Source organism: Nonomuraea sp. NPDC002799 (genome assembly GCF_053592075.1).
In genome coordinates, this window is record NZ_JBSFVA010000014.1 from 68543 (window position 1) to 84764 (window position 16222).

At 70.3% G+C, this 16222-nt stretch carries 12 protein-coding genes; 9 read left to right on the forward strand and 3 right to left on the reverse strand.

Annotated features, from left to right (window positions below):
- Positions 1-17: 17 nt before the first annotated feature.
- From ACWD0F_RS25080 to ACWD0F_RS25090, 3 genes are read left to right on the forward strand one after another with little or no spacing between them, the layout of a single operon-like run.
- Positions 18-1556, forward strand: a complete 1539-nt coding sequence (locus ACWD0F_RS25080; protein ID WP_449879298.1) for a 3' terminal RNA ribose 2'-O-methyltransferase Hen1 — start codon at positions 18-20, stop codon at positions 1554-1556.
- Positions 1540-3999, forward strand: coding sequence for a polynucleotide kinase-phosphatase (locus tag ACWD0F_RS25085; protein ID WP_449879300.1), 2460 nt, complete (start codon positions 1540-1542; stop codon positions 3997-3999). Before ACWD0F_RS25080 ends, ACWD0F_RS25085 begins: the two co-directional genes overlap by 17 nt.
- Positions 4000-4053: 54 nt before the next feature.
- Positions 4054-5454, forward strand: a complete 1401-nt coding sequence (locus tag ACWD0F_RS25090) for a sugar porter family MFS transporter (RefSeq protein WP_449879302.1) — start codon at positions 4054-4056, stop codon at positions 5452-5454.
- A gap of 88 nt (positions 5455-5542) precedes the next feature.
- Here ACWD0F_RS25090 and ACWD0F_RS25095 read toward each other — a convergent pair whose 3' ends face one another.
- Positions 5543-6409, reverse strand: coding sequence for a CAP domain-containing protein (locus tag ACWD0F_RS25095; protein WP_449879304.1), 867 nt, complete (start codon positions 6407-6409; stop codon positions 5543-5545).
- A gap of 574 nt (positions 6410-6983) precedes the next feature.
- Here ACWD0F_RS25095 and ACWD0F_RS25100 point away from each other — a divergent pair.
- The 6 genes from ACWD0F_RS25100 to ACWD0F_RS25125 all read left to right on the forward strand — a co-directional run bounded on the left by ACWD0F_RS25100 (position 6984) and on the right by ACWD0F_RS25125 (position 14850).
- The gene (locus ACWD0F_RS25100; protein WP_449879306.1) at positions 6984-8741 is read left to right on the forward strand and encodes an ABC transporter substrate-binding protein; all 1758 of its coding nucleotides are present in this window, start codon (positions 6984-6986) and stop codon (positions 8739-8741) included.
- 66 nt (positions 8742-8807) lie between these two features.
- Entirely contained in the window at positions 8808-9803 is a 996-nt protein-coding gene (locus ACWD0F_RS25105) for an ABC transporter permease (protein ID WP_449879308.1), read from the forward strand.
- A complete protein-coding gene (locus tag ACWD0F_RS25110; protein WP_449879310.1) occupies positions 9800-10684 on the forward strand; it encodes an ABC transporter permease in 885 nt (294 codons plus the stop codon). The genes ACWD0F_RS25105 and ACWD0F_RS25110 overlap by 4 nt, the downstream gene beginning before the upstream one ends.
- Positions 10681-11622, forward strand: coding sequence for an ABC transporter ATP-binding protein (locus tag ACWD0F_RS25115; protein WP_449879312.1), 942 nt, complete (start codon positions 10681-10683; stop codon positions 11620-11622). Before ACWD0F_RS25110 ends, ACWD0F_RS25115 begins: the two co-directional genes overlap by 4 nt.
- Positions 11622-12497 (forward strand): ATP-binding cassette domain-containing protein, encoded by an 876-nt coding sequence (locus ACWD0F_RS25120; RefSeq protein ID WP_449879588.1) that lies wholly within the window; start codon positions 11622-11624, stop codon positions 12495-12497. Before ACWD0F_RS25115 ends, ACWD0F_RS25120 begins: the two co-directional genes overlap by 1 nt.
- 10 nt (positions 12498-12507) lie before the next feature.
- Positions 12508-14850 (forward strand): glycosyl hydrolase 2 galactose-binding domain-containing protein, encoded by a 2343-nt coding sequence (locus ACWD0F_RS25125; protein WP_449879313.1) that lies wholly within the window; start codon positions 12508-12510, stop codon positions 14848-14850.
- On the opposite strand, the gene ACWD0F_RS25130 is transcribed toward ACWD0F_RS25125, so the two are convergent.
- On the reverse strand, positions 14840-15520 hold the full coding sequence (locus ACWD0F_RS25130; RefSeq protein ID WP_449879315.1) for a DUF6879 family protein: 681 nt from the start codon (positions 15518-15520) through the stop codon (positions 14840-14842). The two genes, ACWD0F_RS25125 and ACWD0F_RS25130, sit on opposite strands and share 11 nt — an antisense overlap.
- 88 nt (positions 15521-15608) lie before the next feature.
- Positions 15609-16178 (reverse strand): DUF1707 domain-containing protein, encoded by a 570-nt coding sequence (locus ACWD0F_RS25135; RefSeq protein WP_449879317.1) that lies wholly within the window; start codon positions 16176-16178, stop codon positions 15609-15611.
- Positions 16179-16222 lie beyond the last annotated feature (44 nt).

Genomic DNA, 16222 nt, shown 5'->3' on the forward strand with positions numbered 1-16222 from the left:
TACGGCACACTTGGGAGGTGCTGCTGACGATCACGACCACCGCGAGGCCCGCCACCGACCTGGGCTTCCTCCTGCACAAGCATCCCGGGCGGGTGCAGGAGTTCAGCCAGTCTTTCGGCGCGGCCACGGTGTTCTACCCGGAGGCCGGTGACGAGCGCTGCACGGTGGCGCTCATGCTGGAGGTCGATCCGATCGCGCTGGCCAGGTCGCGCGGCAAGGGCTCGCCCGACTTCAGTCTCTCGCAGTACGTCAACGACCGCCCCTACGCGGCCTCCTCGCTGCTGGCCGTGGCGCTGGGAGACGTCTTCCGCACCGCGCGGGCCGGACGGTGCACGGCCAGGCCGGGGCTGCCGGACACGGCGCTGGCGCTGGAGCTCCGGCTGCCCGCGCTGCCCTGCAGGGGCGGGCCCGAGCTGGCGCGGCGGCTGTTCGAGCCGCTCGGGTGGGAGGTCGGCGCGCAGGCGGTGCCGCTCGACGAAGGCTTTCCCGAGTGGGGCGAATCTCGATATGTCCGGCTCACCCTGACCGGGACCGTCCGCCTCGCCGACGCGCTCAACCACCTGTACGTCCTGCTCCCGGTGCTCGACGACGGCAAGCACTACTGGATCGCGCCCGACGAGGTCGACAAGCTGATCAGAGCCGGTGCGGGGTGGCTGCGCGGGCATCCGGAGCGCGGGCTCATCACCCGGCGTTACCTGGGACGGCGCTGGACCCTGGCCCGCGCGGCGCTGGCCAGGCTGGCCGAGCTGGGCGACGAGACCGAGGAGGCGCTGGAGCCCGCCGTGCCGGAGGAACCCCCCACCGACCTGGAAGCCGAAACGGGAGCCGATCCGGAAGCCGCTCCGGGAGCCGAAACGGTGGCTGAAACGGGAGCCGAGACGGTGGCCGAAACGGGAGCCGAAACGGTGGCCGAGCCGGGAGCCGGCCCGGAGGGGGAGCGGCCCAAGCCCAAGCCGCTCAACACCCGCCGCCGCGAAGCCGTGCTGGCCAAGCTGGAGGAGCTCGGCGCGGCCAGCGTGATCGACCTCGGCTGCGGCCAGGGCGATCTGGTCGGCGCGCTGCTGGCCAGGCCCAGGTTCACCAGGGTCGGCGGCATGGACGTCTCGCCGATGGCCCTCACCATCGCCGCCCGCAAGCTGCGCCTGGAGCGCATGGCCGACACCAAGCGCGCCAGGCTCACCCTGTTCCAGGGCGCGCTCACCTACACCGACAAGCGCCTGACCGGCTACGACGCCGCCGTCCTCATGGAGGTGATCGAGCATGTCGACCCGCCCCGGCTGGCCGCGCTCGAACACGTCGTCTTCGGCCAGGCGAAGCCCCGGCACGTGCTCGTCACCACCCCCAACATCGACTACAACGTCCGTTACGAGTTCCTGACGGGCCTGCGCCACCCCGACCACCGCTTCGAGTGGACCCGCGCCGAGTTCGCCGGCTGGGCCACCCGGGTGGCCGGCCGCTTCGGCTACCAGGTCGCGTTCGAGCCGGTGGGCGAGGACGACCCCGAGGTCGGCCCGCCCACCCAGATGGGAGTCTTCACCCGTGATCAGCGTTCCTGAGCTGTCCCTCGTCGTGCTCGTCGGCGTGTCGGGGAGCGGGAAGTCGACGTTCGCGGCCCGGCACTTCACGCCCACGCAGGTCATCTCCTCCGACGTCTGCCGCGGCCTGGTCGCCGACGACGAGAACGACCAGTCGGCCACCCCCGCCGCGTTCGACCTGCTGCACCACATCGTCGGCGTGCGCCTGGCCAGGGGCCTGTTCACCGTGGTCGACGCCACCAACGTCCAGTACGCCGCCCGCCGGAGCCTGCTCGACCTGGCCAGACGGCACGACGTTCTGGCCGACGCGATCGTCCTCGACGTGCCGGAGGAGGTGGCCATCGAGCGCAACGCCGGCCGCCCCGACCGCGCCTTCGGCCCGGGTGTGGTGATCCGCCAGCGCAAGGACCTGCGCCGCTCGCTCGGCAAGATCTCCGGCGACGGGTTCAGGCGGGTGCACGTGCTGCGCGGCCTCGACGAGATCGAGAACGCGGCGATCACGTACGAGAAGGCGTGGTCGGACCGGACGGAGCTGACGGGCCCGTTCGACATCATCGGCGACGTCCACGGTTGCCGTTCGGAGCTGGAGACGCTGCTGCGCGAGCTGGGCTGGGAGGGGCTCGCCCACCCGGAGGGCCGTACGGCGGTGTTCGTCGGCGACCTGGTGGACCGCGGCCCCGACACGCCGGGCGTGCTGCGCCTGGTCATGGACATGGTCGAGGCCGGTACCGCGATCTGCGTGGCGGGCAACCACGAGCAGAAGCTGGTGCGCGCGCTGAACGGCCGCAAGGTCATGGCCACGCACGGCCTGCGGGAGTCGCTCGACCAGCTCGCCGCCCAGCCGCCCGAGTTCACGCAGCGGGCGCGGACGTTCATGGACGGCCTGCTCAGCCACTACCGGCTCGACGGCGGACGGCTGGTCGTCGCGCACGCGGGACTCAAGGAGTCCTACCACGGCCGCGCCTCCGGCCGGGTGCGCTCCTTCGCCCTGTACGGCGACACGACCGGTGAGACCGACGAGTACGGCCTGCCGGTCCGCTACCCGTGGGCCGACGACTACCGCGGCCGGGCGATGGTCGTCTACGGCCACACCCCCACGATCCGGCCCGAGTGGGTCAACAACACGATCTGCCTGGACACCGGCTGCGTGTTCGGCGGCACCCTGACCGCGCTGCGCTACCCGGAGCGCCAAATCGTCCAGGTTCCAGCGGAGAAGGTGTGGTACGAGCCGTCCAAGCCGCTCGGCGGCCCCGGCCGCGACCCGGGCATGCTCGACATCAACGACGTGATCGGCACCCGGTACGTCGAGACCCGGTTCAGCACCCGGGTCAAGGTCATGGAGGAGAACGCGGCCGCCGCGCTGGAGGTCATGAGCCGGTTCGCGGTGGATCCGCGCTGGCTGGTCTACCTGCCGCCCACCATGGCCCCGCCGGAGACCTCCCGGCTCGACGGCTACCTGGAGCATCCGCACGAGGCGTTCGAGGAGTTCGCCGCGGCCGGGGTGCTCGAGGTCGTGTGCGAGGAGAAGCACATGGGCTCGCGGGCCGTCGCCGTGCTGGCCAGAACGCCCGAGGTGGCGGCGGCCAAGTTCGGCGTGGCCGACGGCAGCACGGGCGCGGTCTACACGCGCACCGGGCGGCCGTTCTTCGACGACACCGCGCCGCTGGTGGAGCGGCTGCGCGCGGCGTGCGAGCCGCTCTGGGCCGAGCTCGGCTCCGACTGGGTGGTGCTCGACTGTGAGCTGCTGCCCTGGTCGGCGAAGGCCGGCGGCCTGATCAGGTCGCAGTACGCCTCGGTGGGCGCGGCGGCGGGCGCCGCGCTGCCCGAGGCGGTCTCGGCTCTGGAAGCGGCGGCCGGGCGCGGGCTGGATGTGGGTGGTCTGCTGGACCGCACCCGGCGCCGCACAGCGAACGCTGCCCTGTTCCGCGCGGCGTATGCGCGCTACTGCTGGCCGGTCGACGGCCTGGAGGGCATCAAGGTGGCGCCGTTCCAGATCCTGGCCTGCGAGCGGCGGGCGACGGCGCTGGAGCCGCACGCCTGGCACCTGGACATGCTCGCCCGGCTCGACTCGCCGCTGATCGCCGCGACCCGGCACGTGTCCGTCACGCTCGGCTCGCCCGAGTCGCGGGCCGCGGCCACCGCCTGGTGGGAGTCGATGACGGCGGCGGGCGGCGAGGGCATGGTGGTCAAGCCGGCCGCCTACACGCCCGGGCGGGTGCAGCCGGGGGTCAAGGTGCGCGGCCGCGAATACCTGCGGATCATCTACGGCCCCGACTACACCGAGTCGCTCGACGTGCTGCGCCGGCGTTTCCTCGGCAAGAAACGCTCGATGGCGCTGCGCGAGTACGCGCTCGGCCTGGAGGCGCTGTCGCGGCTGGCGGAGGGCGAGGCGGGCTGGCGGGTGCACGAGCCGGTCTTCGCCGTGCTGGCCCTCGAATCCGAGCCGGTCGATCCCAGGCTGTGATGCGAATACGTGTGTGACCTGCGGGTATGTCCCTCATCCGGGGGAAGGACCTGCATGGCTACTCAGTACACCCATCATGAGCATCTGGGGCACGTCGTGTTCATCACGGCGGCGGCGGCCATCGGCGGGTTCCTGTTCGGTTACGACAGCGCCGTCATCAACGGCGCGGTCATCGGGATCCAGAACCACTTCCGGGTCGGGGCCGTCGAGACCGGGTTCGTGGTGGCGATCGCGCTGCTGGGCTCCGCCGTGGGGGCGTGGGTGGGCGGCGGGCTGGCCGACCGGTGGGGACGCACCAGGTCGATGCAGGTGGCGGCGTTGTTGTTCGCCGTCAGCTCGATCGGGCAGATGTTGCCGTTCGCGATCTGGGATCTGGCGATCTGGCGGGTGGTCGCCGGGTTCGCGATCGGCATGGCGTCGGTGCTCGGGCCGGCGTACATCGCGGAGGTGGCCCCGCCCGCCTACCGAGGGCGGCTGGGCTCCTTCCAGCAGCTCGCCATCGTGCTCGGCATCGCGGTCTCGCAGCTCGTCAACTACCTGATCGTGCGGCTGGCCGGCGGGAACGTCAACAACGCGCTGGGGGGCCTGGAGGCGTGGCAGTGGATGCTGGGCGCGTGCGTCGTGCCGGCCCTGCTGTACCTGCTGTTCGCCCTGAACATCCCCGAATCGCCCCGCTACCTGATCATGTCCGGCCGCACCAAGCAGGCGCGTGCGGTGCTGGCCGAGGTCGAGGGCGACGACGTGGACCTCGACGGCCGCGTCGCGGAGATCCAGCGCGTGTTGCGGACCGAGCGCGTGCCGGGCGTGAAAGATCTGCGCGGCCCGGCGCTCGGGCTGCAGCGCATCGTCTGGATCGGCATCGTTTTGTCGGTGTTCCAGCAGTTCGTCGGCATCAACGTGATCTTCTACTACTCGTCCGTGTTGTGGCAGTCGGTCGGCATCAACCAGAGTGACTCCCTGCTGATCAGCTTCTCCAGCTCGATCATCAACATCATCGGCACGTTCATCGCGATCTCGCTGGTGGACCGGATCGGGCGCAAGCCGCTGCTGCTGATCGGCTCGGCGGGCATGGCGGTCTCGCTGGCCGCCGCGGCGTGGGCGTTCAGCGCGGCCCGGCTCGTCGGCGAGTCGGTCAGCCTGCCGAACCCGCAGGGCACGGTCGCGCTCGTCGCCGCCAACACGTTCGTGCTCTTCTTCGCGCTCTCCTGGGGCGTGGTGGTCTGGGTGCTGCTGGGGGAGATGTTCCCCAACCGCATCCGCGCCGCCGCCCTCGGCCTCGCGGCCGCCGCCCAGTGGATCGCCAACTGGCTGATCACGGTGACGTTCCCGGCTCTGTCGGAGTGGAACCTGCCGCTCACCTACGCCGGGTACGCCTTCTTCGCGGCGTTGTCGTTCTTCTTCGTCACCCGGTGGGTCAGGGAGACCAAGGGCCGCAAGCTCGAAGACATGGGCTGAGCTTCGCCGGTGGGGCCAGGGTCCGGGCGCCGTCGGCACCCGATTCACCTGGCCACCATCGTCAGCGGCGGGACGAGCCACCCGCGGGTTACCGGCCGGCGAAGTCCTGCGTCCAGTAGATGCGGCCCTGGGAGCTGGTGGCCGCGCCGACGCCGATCAGGTTGTACCGGCAGTTCATGATGTTGGCCCGGTGGCCGGGGCTGTTCATCCAGCCCTGGACGACCGAGGCGGCCGTCGGCTGGCCGAAGGCGATGTTCTCGGCGAAGGCCGATCCGCCGGTGAAGCCGGCCGCCTTGATGCGGTCCATGAACGTGCGGCCGTCCTGGGAGTCATGGTCGAAGTGACCCGTGCGCGCCATGTCCGAGGAGTGGCCGAAGGCCGCGGCGCGGAGTTGCGGATCGTGCTTCAGCGGCTGGCAGCCGCCTTGGGCGCGCTCGGCGTTGGTCAGCCGCAGGACCTCGTTCTCCACGGTGCTGCCCACGGTGTTGCCCACGGTGCCCGACGACGGGGGCGGCGTGGTGGGGGTCGTCGTGGGCGCCGGGGTGCTGCCCTCGCCGGGCGCGCAGGTCAGCCTGGCGGCCCGCGACTTGGCGGAGCGGCCCCGGTAGTCGGTGGCCGTCGCGTAGTACGTGCCCGGCACGCACGCCAGGCTCAGCGTGAGCCGGCCCTTCCTGGTGGCGCCGCTCTTGACCACGGGGTCGGGGCCCGGGACGGCGCGCTTGACGCGGATGCGGAGCAGCGCGGAGCCGAAGCAGCCACGGCGGGTCGCGGTGGTCGAGATCTTCAGTGCGGTGCCTTTGAGGCGCGGCCTGGCCACGCTCACCCGGCACCTGAGTTGCGTCGATGTCATCGCCGTCGACGTCTCGGACGCCGCGGTGGCCTCTGCCGCGCTGAGGGGCGTGCAGAAGGCCGCCAGGCTCGCGAGAGCGGCGATTACCCCAAGGGGTCTACGCATAGGGGTGTTCCTCCAGTTGCGGTAGACGGCTGGATGGCTCCGCATTCTGTCGGGGTCGTGACCTATTTGTCATCTGGATCTCTAGATTTCCTGAAATTTAGGTAAACCAAAGTGATCACTGAGGCGTCTAGGCGATCTTCCCCGGATCGTCTCTACGGTGAGAGGTACGCATGGGACCCGCACTCCGTTCGATCGCCTTGCGGCGCGCACTGAACGTTGAACCGGTTAGCCCGCCGAGCCGCCTCTCGCCGCATCCGCCCAGCCTGCGCCGCATGCCCGTCTGCGAGAGCGTTTGCAGAGCCACGTCTCGAAAGCGTCACGGCCCTTGACGGCATGGACACGCGGAATTTACGTTCGCGGTACTTATCCGGTTCAGCAGGACTTAGCCGGCCTGCGCCTGAAGAAGAGTGATCGCTCACCGGACTCCTGGGGGGAGCGTGCTTTGCGTCAGCCCTGGGAGCGCTCCCAGGGGCGGCGCGAAGAGAGCCCGCCGCCCGCCGGGAAAGCCGGCCCATCGGGGTGTCGACAAGCACGTGCGAGCCTTCGCGCCGGGCGCGGAGGAAGGAGAGAAGCGATGCGTAACCGGGCTCGGATCTTGATCCCGCTCGCGGCGGCGGCCCTGTTCGCCGCGGCCTGCACCGGCGGCGGATCCACGCCGACCCCGCCGGCTTCGCAACCGCAGAGCCAGGGCGCGGTGGCCAGTGCCAATCCCGATCAGTTGCCACGCAACGAGACGCTCTACACGACAGGCACCCAATGGGGGCCGCCGGCCAACTTCAACCCCATCCGGGAGTGGGACTCGGCCATCGGCACCAAGGGCCTGGTCTACGAGACGCTGTTCCACTACGACACCACCGCCGCCAAGCTCACGCCCTGGCTGGCCGCCAGCGGCGCGTGGACCGGCGACACCACATACGAGGTCAAGCTCCGTCCCGGCGTCAAGTGGGCCGACGGCCAGCCCTTCACCGCCAAGGACGTCGCCTTCTCCTTCGGGCTCGGCAAGATGGAGACGATTCCCTACCACAACCTGTGGAACTGGCTGAAGAGCGCCGAGGCGACCGACGACCAGACCGTGACGTTCACCTTCTCCAAGGCGAACTACCAGGAGTGGGACTTCATGCTCTACACCCGCTCGATGGTCCCCGAGCACGTCTGGAAGAGCCGCTCGGAGAAGGAGGTTCTCGACGGCGTCAACGAGAACCCGGTGGGCACGGGCGCGTACACGTTCCTGAGCAAGGACCAGGACCGCGTGGTCCTGCAGCGGCGTGACGACTGGTGGGGCAAGGCGGCGCTGAACATGGAGCCCAAGCCGCGCTACATCGTCGACATCGCCACCCCGAGCAACGAGGTCGCGATGGGCATGCTGCTGCAGAAGGGCCTGGACCTGAGCAACAACTTCCTGCCCGGCGTGGCCAACCTGGTGCAGGGGAACTTCGGCCTGACCACCTACTACCCCGAGCCCCCGTACATGTTGTCGGCCAACACCGCCTGGCTGGTGCCCAACACCACGAAGAAGCCGCTGAACGACCCGGTCTTCCGCAAGGCGCTGGCCTCCTCGATCGACGTCAAGAAGATCGTCGAAGGCGTGTACGGCAACCTCGTCAAGGCCGCCAGCCCGACGGGCCTGCTGCCGCAGTGGGACAAGTTCGTGGACCAGAACGTGGTCTCCCAGGCGGGCTTCGCCTTCGACGCGGCCAAGGCCAAGAAGGCGCTGGCGGACGCGGGCTACAAGGACGCCGACGGCGACGGGTACGTGGAGAACAAGGACGGCTCCAAGATCGCCCTGTCGCTGATCGTGCCGTCCGGCTGGACCGACTGGATGGAGTCGGCCAGGTCCATCTCGGCCAGCGCCAAGACCGCCGGCATCCAGATCACCCCGGACTTCCCGGATTTCAACGCGCTGGTGGAGAAGCGCGCCAAGGGCGACTTCGACCTGCTCGTCAACAACGAGCGCCAGCTCTCGAACTCGCCGTACACCTACTACGAGTACCTGTTCCAGCTGCCGATCCAGAAGCAGCAGAACACGGTCAACTTCGCCCGCTACGAGAACAAGAAGGCCTGGGACCTCGTCCAGCAGCTCGACCAGGTCAAGACCGACGACGAAGAGGGCATGAAGAAGATCACCTCGCAGCTCCAGCAGATCCATCTGGACGACATGCCGGTCATCCCGCTCTGGTACAACGGCCTCTGGGCGCAGTCCAGCACCAGCGTGTGGAAGAACTGGCCGGCCGCGGCCGGCGGCGCGCCCAAGACCGGCGCCGTGATGTGGCGTAACTGGCTCGAACTGGGCGGCTTCGAGACGCTCACCCAGCTCCAGCCCGCCGGCTCCTGACCGGACGAACCCTCCCCCTCCGCCCCCAGGACCCCGGGGGCGGAGGGCCTTTCCGGAGAGACACGCGTGCGTCGCTATTTCGGTAGAAAACTCCTGATCTATGGGCTGACCTTCTTCGTCGCCGTCACGGTCAACTGGATGATCCCGCGCTTCATGCCCGGCGATCCCGTGGCGAGCATGGTGGCCAGGGCCAACGTCGCGAACGCCGCGGCGGTGGACTCGATGCGGGCCTACTACAACAACCTGTTCGGTTTCGACCAGCCGCTGTGGCAGCAGTACGTCAACTTCTGGGGCGCCCTGGCCCAGGGGGACTTCGGGATCAGCATCTGGTTGTTCCCGACGCCGGTCGCCGACGTGATCACCCGCGCGGTGCCGTACACGCTGGCGCTGATCATCCCGTCGGTGCTGCTGAGCTGGGTGGTGGGCAACCGGTTCGGCGCCTACGCCGCCAGGCGCAGGCTCCTCGACAACACCGTGCTCCCGATCGGGTACGTGCTGACAGCCATGCCGTACATGTGGCTGGCCGCGCTCCTGGCCTGGTCGCTGGGCGTGATCGCCGGCCTGTTCCCGGTCGCCGGCGGCTACAGCTTCTCGATGCGGCCGAACTGGTCCTGGACGTTCCTGCTCGACCTGCTGCACCACTGGACGCTGCCGTTCCTGTCGTTGTTCCTGGTGGCGCTGGGCGGCTGGGCCATCGGCATGCGCAACATGATCATCTATGAGCTGGAGTCCGACTACTCCACCTACCTGTCGGCGCTCGGCGCGCCGTCCCGGCTGATCCGCCGCTACGCCTTCCGCAACGCCGTCCTGCCCCAGATCACCGGCCTGGCCCTGCAACTGGGCGTGCTCGTGGCCGGCGCCCTGGTCACCGAGATCGTCTTCGCCTATCCGGGGCTCGGCAGCCTCATCCTGAAGGCCATCCAGAACAAGGACTTCTTCCTGCTCCAGGGCACGTTCCTGTTCATCGTGCTCGGGGTGCTGATCGCCAACTTCATCATCGACATCGTCTACGTCGTGGTCGATCCGCGTACCAGGGCGGGAATGGCGGGTGCGCGGGCATGACAGCACTTCAGGAAGTGGAGCCGCGCGAGCGGGCCGGGGTGCGGCGCGAGGCGCTCTACTTCGCGGCCCGCAACGGCAAGCTGCTGTTCGGGTTCGGCCTCGTGCTGGTGCTGCTCGTGCTCGGCCTGATCGGGCCGCTGCTGAGCACCGGCGTCCCGAACGAGTACGGCCTGCGCGTCATGAGCCCGCCATCGGGCGAGCACTGGCTCGGCACCACCACCTTCGGCCAGGACGTCTTCACCCAGTTCGTGCACGGCCTGCGCAGCACGTTCGCGGTGGGCGTGATCGGCGGCGGCATCGCGGCCGCCATCGGCATGCTCGTCGGCTTCGTGGCCGGCTACCGGGGCGGCCTGGTGGACGAGGTGCTCAACATGCTGACCAACGTCATCCTGGTCATCCCCACCCTGGCCGTCCTGCTGATCATCAACGCCTACCTGGGCATCAGGAGCGTGGCCGTGCAGGGCCTGTTCATCGGGCTGACGCAGTGGCCGTGGGCGGCGCGGGCGATCAGGGCGCAGACGTTCTCGCTGCGTACCAGGGAGTTCGTGGACCTGGCCCGGATGAGCGGCGCGGGCACCTGGCGGATCATCACCAGGGAGATCGCGCCGAACATGAGCTCCTACCTGTTCATGACCTTCATCCTGCTGTTCGGCGGCTCGATCCTCATCGCCTCCTCGCTGGACTTCATCGGCCTCGGCCCCACCGAGGGCGTCTCGCTCGGCCTGATGTTGCAGAACGCCAACCAGTGGAGCGCCCTCCAGCTCGGCCTCTGGTGGTGGTTCGTGCCTCCGGGGGCGGCCATCACCGCCATCGTCGGCTCCCTGTACGTCGCCAACGTCGGCCTCGACGAGGTCTTCAACCCGAAACTGAGGGAGACATGAGCCTGCAGGTCAGCGAGCTGAGGGTGTACTACAGGACGCTCAAGGGCGAGGTCCGCGCCCTCGACGGCATGTCGTTCGGGTTGTCGGACGGCGAGATCCTCGGCCTCGTGGGCGAGTCCGGTTGCGGCAAGAGCACGCTCGGCAAGAGCCTCATCCGGATGGACGGCCGGATGCGCCACGCCGGCGGCACGGTCGTCCTGGACGGCGAGGAGCTGCCCATCGACGACGACCGCGCGATGAACGACTTCCGCTTCAAGAAGGTCTCCCTCATCCCGCAGTACGCCATGAGCGCGCTCAACCCCACCCGCAAGATCCGCAAAATGGTCACCGAACTGCTCCGATCGAGGGACGTGGCCGTCGACGCCGCCGAGCTGGAACGCCGCATGGACCAGGTCGGCCTGCCCCGCGAGGTGCTCGACCGCTACCCCATCGAGTTGTCCGGCGGCATGAAGCAGCGCATGGTGATGGTCATCTCGACCCTGCTGGACCCGTCCCTGCTGATCGCCGACGAGGTCACCTCCGCGCTCGACGTCTCCACGCAGAAGGCCGTGGCCCGCGCCCTGCTCGGCTTCCGCGACAGCGGCTACGTCAAGAGCATGATCTTCGTCACCCACGACCTCGCGCTCACCCACCACATCGCCGATACGATCATGGTCATGTACGCCGGCAGGCTGGCCGAGAAGGCACCCGCCGACGTGATCGTCAAGTCGCCCCGGCACCCGTACACCAGGCTGCTCCTCGACGCCCTGCCCGAGGTCGGCGTCCGCTACGCCGACCGGCGGCTCGAAGGCATCGCCGGCAGCCCGCCCTCGCTCCTCGGCCCGCCTGCCGGCTGCCGCTTCCGCGACCGCTGCCCCATCGCGGGCGAGGAGTGCGCGCAGGATCCGCCGGTGACCGAGCCCACCCCCGGCCACCACGTCGCCTGCTGGAAGGCATGATGCTCAAACTCGACGACGTCACCAAGGAGTTCCGGATCGGCGCCTTCGGCGGCAAGAGCGTCACGGCCGTGCGGGAGGTGAGCTTCGAGGTCGTCCCCGGCGAGGTCGTCTCCCTGATCGGCGAGAGCGGCAGCGGCAAGAGCACGATCGGCCGGATGGTCCTCGGGCTCAACGCGGTGACCAGGGGCTCGATCACCTTCGACGGCGTGCCCGTCCGGGCCGGCAAGGAGTACTACCGCCACATCCAGGGCATCTTCCAGGACCCGTTCAGCTCCTTCAACCCGGTCTTCAAGGCCGACCGGGTGTTCGCCATGATCAAGGACACCTACTACCCGGCCGTGCCCGCGGCCGAGTGGGCGCGGCGGGTCGCGGTCAGCCTGCGCGACGTCCGGCTCAACCCGGACCAGGTGCTCGGCAAATATCCGCACCAGCTCAGCGGCGGCCAGCTCCAGCGCCTGCTCATCGCCCGTGCGCTGCTGCTGGAGATCAAGCTGCTGGTCGCCGACGAGATCACCAGCATGCTCGACGCCTCCACCCGCATCGACGTGCTCAACCTGCTGGCCGAGCTGAAGGCCAGGGGCCTCGGGGTGCTGTACATCACGCACGACCTGTCGCTCGGCAACTACCTGGCCGAGCGCACGGTGGTGCTGCGCGCGGGCAGCGTGGTGGAGATGGGGCTGACCGGCCGGGTCTTCGGCAACCCGCTGCACCCCTACACGCGCGAGCTGCTGGCGGCCGTGCCGCGCCTGCACGCGGCCTGGGACGACGCCGTCCCCGTGGACACCTGCCTCTACCACCGGCGCGGCGGCTCGGGCGGCCTGCTGGAGGCCGAACCCGGGCACCACGTGGCGTGCGCCCGGCTCGAAGACTGCTAAGGAGATCTTCTTGGACCACCGTCCGCTGCACGCCGGCTGGACCCTGTCGTCGCGGGACCTCGCGGAGGTTCCGGCGACCGTGCCCGGCTGCGTGCACACCGACCTGCTCGCCGCCGGGATGATCGACGACCCCTACCTGGACGACAACGAGCACCGGCTGGCCTGGATCGGCCGGACGGACTGGACCTACCGCACCACCTTCACCTGGTCGCCGGACGAGCACGAGCGTACGGACCTGGTGTGCGCGGGGCTGGACACGGTGGCGACGCTGACCCTCAACGGGACCCGGATCGGGAGCACCGCCAACCAGCACCGCTCCTACCGCTTCCCCGTCCGCCACCTGCTGCGCGCCGGCGGCAACGAGCTCACCGTGCACTTCGGCTCGGCCTACGCCTACGCCGATGAGCAGCGGGCGGCGCTGGGGGAGCGGCCCGGCGCCTACGACGAGCCGTACCCGTTCATCAGGAAGATGGCCTGCAACTTCGGCTGGGACTGGGGCCCGACCGTGGTCACGGCCGGGATCTGGGGCCCGATCGGCTTGTCGGCCTGGAGCGGCGCCCGCCTGGCCGAGGTGCGCCCGCTCGCGCGCGCCGACGGCAGCGTGGACGTGCACGTCCGGATCGAGCGCACGCATGAGGGCCCGCTCACCCTGTCGGCCGAGATCGCCGGGGTCACCGCGGAGCAGCGCGTCGACGGCCGGAGCGCGGTGCTCGCCCTCAGGGTCCCCGGCGCCGCGCCGTGGTGGCCGCGCGGCCACGGCGACCAGCCCCTGTACGACCTGGCCGTGCGCCTCGGCGGCGAGGAGTGGCACGGCCGGATCGGGTTCAGGGACGTCGAGCTGGACCGCGAGGCGTTCACGCTCAAGGTCAACGGCGTCCCCGTCTACGTCAGGGGCGTCAACTGGATCCCCGACGACTGCTTCCCCGCCCGCGTCACCGGGGAGCGCCTGGCCGAGCGGCTCGGCCAGGCCACGGACATGGGGGTCAACCTGCTGCGCGTCTGGGGCGGCGGCCGGTACGAGAGCGACGGCTTCTACGACCTGGCCGACGAGCTGGGCCTGCTGGTGTGGCAGGACTTCCCGTTCGCCTGCGCCGCCTACCCGGAGGAGGAGCCGTTCCGCTCGGAGGTGGCCGCCGAGGCGCGCGAGCACGTCGCCCGGCTCGCCCGGCACCCGAGCCTGGCCGTGTGGTGCGGCAACAACGAGAACCTGGAGGGCCACGCCGACTGGCACTGGCAGGACCGGCTCGACGGGCGGAGCTGGGGCGCGGGCTTCTACCACGACCTGCTGCCGTCGATCGTGGCCGAGCTCGACCCGGCGCGCCCGTACTGGCCGGGCAGCCCCTACTCGGGCGCCCCCGGACTGCCGCCGAACGACCCCGCGCGCGGCACCGTGCACATCTGGGACGTCTGGAACCGCGAGGACTACACGCGCTACGCCGGCTACCGGCCCAGGTTCGTGGCCGAGTTCGGCTTCCAGGGGCCGCCGGCCTACGCCACCCTGCGCCGGTCCTCCTCCGACGAGCCGCTCACCCCGGACTCGGCGCACCAGAAGGCCGCCGACGGGCAGGCCAAGCTGCTGCGCGGGCTCGGCGACCATCTGCCTCAGCCGGAGACGTTCGACGACTGGCACTACTACACCCAGCTCAACCAGGCCCGCGCGATGGCGTTCGGGATCGAGCGGTTCCGCTCGCTCATGCCGTACTGCATGGGCACGATCGTCTGGCAGCTCAACGACTGCTGGCCGGTCACGTCGTGGTCGGCGATCGACGGCGACGGCCGCCGCAAACCGCTCTGGTACGCGCTGCGCCGCGCCTACGCCGACCGCCTGCTCACCGTCCAGGACGGCGAGCTGGCCCTGGTCAACGACGCCGCCGAGCCCTGGACGGGCGAGCTGCGCCTGGTCCGGCGGGACCTCGCCGGCCGGCCGCTGGCCAAGGAGGTCGTCGAGGTGCGCGTGCACCCGAGGTCGGTGACCAAGGTGGCGCTGCCCGCGTCCGTCGCCGTTCCCGACGATCCGGCGCGCGAGCTGCTCACCGCCCGCCTCGGCGGCGTCCGGACCGTGCGCTGCTACGCCGAGGACACCGCCGTGGCGTTCCCGAGGGCGGCCTTCGACGCGCACGTCGAGCGCACGGACGACGGCTACCGGGTGATCGTCACCGCCGTGACCGTGCTGCGCGAGCTGGCCCTCTTCCCCGACCGGCTCGACCCCGGCGCCTCCGTCGACGACCAGCTCGTCACCCTGCTGCCGGGGGAGAGCACGATCTTCCGCGTCACCTCCGCCCGGGAGCTGGACGCCGGGGCGCTGACCGGCTTCCCGGTGTTGCGCTGCGTGAACGAGGAGGTCAGACCCTGAACTCCTCGGTGCGGTGCGCGTAGGCGGGCAGCGCGGCCCGCATCCGGTCCGTGACGACCGGCGGCGGCAGCGGGACGATCTCCCGCTGGTGGAAGGTGAGCAGGTCCTCGCCCTCGGCGAACAGCGCCTCGACCGCCCGCAGGCAGGGGGTGACCACCGCGGGATCGGTGATCCGCCGGCCGCCCCTGCCCCCGCCGTACCGGTCGTAGAGGACCTCGTACATCAGGGACGGAGAGAAGATCACCAGCTCCGGCAGGGGGTCCAGGGCCGCCACCCGCGCGGCGGCCACCACCCGGCAGGGGGCGCCCGCCCGGGCGCGCAGGGCGAGCACGTGCATCTCCCACTGCAGGTACGCGGTGATCGGGAAGTCCACCACCCGCACCCGCCGGACCGGCGCCCGGCTGCGGAAGTAGTCGGTCAGAGGCTCCGCCATGCGGTCGGCCAGCGCCAGCGAGCCCGCCCAGTCGCCGTCCATCATCGCCCGCCAGCTCGCCACGTCCGGCTCGTAGAAGATCTGCGCGCGCTCCAGTTTCCACATCGGCTCGGTGTTGTGCTCGTAGTCGTGGTCGAACCCGGCTTGGTACTCCGGCGCGTCCAGAACGAGGCCGTCAGCGTGCGCGACGGCGGCGAACGGGTTCGTGCGGCCACCCGGAGTGCCGTGCTCGGTCATACGGTGTTCCCTTCGCGTCGAAGACCCGCCCAGATCATCAATTGAGCCCTTGACAGGGTCAAGGCCCAAAAACGATCTGGCCGGGCCGTCAGCCGCGGCGGTGGAAACGCCGGCGGACGAGGCTGAAGAGCATGACTCCCAGCCACACCACGAAGAGCACCTTGAAGATCCCGAACCCGCCGAAGATCAACCCGAGCACCATGAACACGAACAGCACGGGCAGGATCGGGTGCGGTCCCCGGCTCCGGCGCCACGGGTGCTGCTGCTGGGACCACTGCCGGCGCATCTCGCGCCGCGCGTGGTGCATCGCCTGCATCTGCTGCCGGTGCGCGTGCATCGACGACCGCCAGGCGTCCCGGTCCCACTGGGGCATGGGCTCGCGAAGGTCAGGGGCGGGCTGCTGCCCCGGCAGGCCGGCCGTCGCCCCCGGCAGGTCGGCGGTCACCTGGCCGAGGTCGCGGGCCGTCTTGGCGGCCAGCGTCCGGTCGAGTCGCTCGTCGAGCTCCTCATGGGTCAGGCGGCCCTGCGCGAAGTGCTCGCGCAGGGCGGCCATCGTCTGCTCACGCTCGGCGTCGCCGATGCGGAGATCGTTGCGGTCCACTGCCGGTTCCTCGCTCTCCCCGAACCGGTCATCCCTGGTGACGCCGGTCATGCGCATGTCTCTGCCTTCCTCGGTGCGGCGGCCCGGTCGCCCGGTGCCGC